Here is a 1,055-nt window from a genome sequence, read left to right as displayed (position 1 = left end):
CCCGAGGTGTTCGGCCTGACCAAGCTCGCCGAGCCGCTGCGCACCGACCACCCGCTGTCGCTGCGCGACGCGTACCCCCTGATGGCCGCGGACGTGCGCGCCTGGGCCGGGCTCACCCGGTGCCTGCGCACCGGGGAGGCCGCCTTCCCCCGCGTCCACGGCGCCGACTACTGGACCTACCTGGCCGGGCACCCCGCCGACAGCCTCGCCGTCGACCGCTGGATGTCGAGCCTCACCCGGCTGCACCTGCGCACCGTGCTGCCGGCGTGGCCGTGGGCGCAGGCCGGCCACGTCGTCGACGTCGGCGGCGGTGACGGCGCGTTCCTGGCCGGCCTGCTCAGCCGCTGCCCGCAGCTGCACGGCACGCTGCTCGACCTGCCCCACGTGGTGGCCGCCGCGCCGGCTCTGCTCGCCCGGGCCGGGGTGGCCGACCGGTGCCGGATCGTGGCCGGCAGCTTCTTCGACCCGCTGCCGGCCGGCGCCGACCTGTACGTGCTCAAGACGATCCTGCCCGGCTGGGAGGACGCCGACGCCACGGCCATCCTGCGCCGCATCGCCGCGGCGATGGGCCCGCGGAGCCGGCTGCTGCTGCTGGAAGCGATCATCCCCACCGGCGATGTCTTCGACGTCGCGAAGCTCGTCGACCTGCACACCCTGGTGCTCACCGGCGGTCGGCACCGCACCCGCGACGACCTCGTCGACCTGTTGGCCGGCGCCGGCCTGCGGCTGGACCGGGTCGTCGCCACGCCCACGCTCACCGTGATCGCCGCCGGTCCCGCCGGGCCGCAGCTGACATCCCCCTAGGAGGTATCGATGGCCCCGAGCCGACCCCGGATCGACATCGAGTCGGTGTTCCGACTGACCGAGCTGGCCGACTACATCGTGCCGTTCACCGTGCGCGCGGTCGCCGAGCTGGGCGTCGCCGACCAGCTCGTCGACGGGCCACGGCCGGTGGCCGAACTGGCCGAGGCCACCGGCGCGCACGCCCCGTCGCTGCTGCGCGCCCTGCGGGCGCTCGCCGGCAAGGGCATCTTCACCGAGGTCGAACCCGAGGT

General features: G+C 75.3%; 1 protein-coding gene and 1 pseudogene. Both read left to right on the top strand.

Annotated features, from left to right (window positions below; translation table 11 throughout):
- A partial coding sequence (locus tag ABZU46_RS31810) for a methyltransferase (protein ID WP_354863386.1) occupies window positions 1-804 on the top strand: 804 nt, incomplete at its 5' end.
- A 9-nt stretch (window positions 805-813) separates the two neighbouring features.
- Window positions 814-1,055: pseudogene (locus ABZU46_RS31805) on the top strand (methyltransferase); the annotation flags it as partial.

The sequence above is a fragment of the Micromonospora sp. NPDC005197 genome (assembly GCF_040608295.1).
GTDB lineage: Bacteria > Actinomycetota > Actinomycetes > Mycobacteriales > Micromonosporaceae > Micromonospora.
The sequence above is the reverse complement of the archived record's forward strand: the minus strand, read 5'-3'. Positions and strand labels throughout refer to the sequence as shown.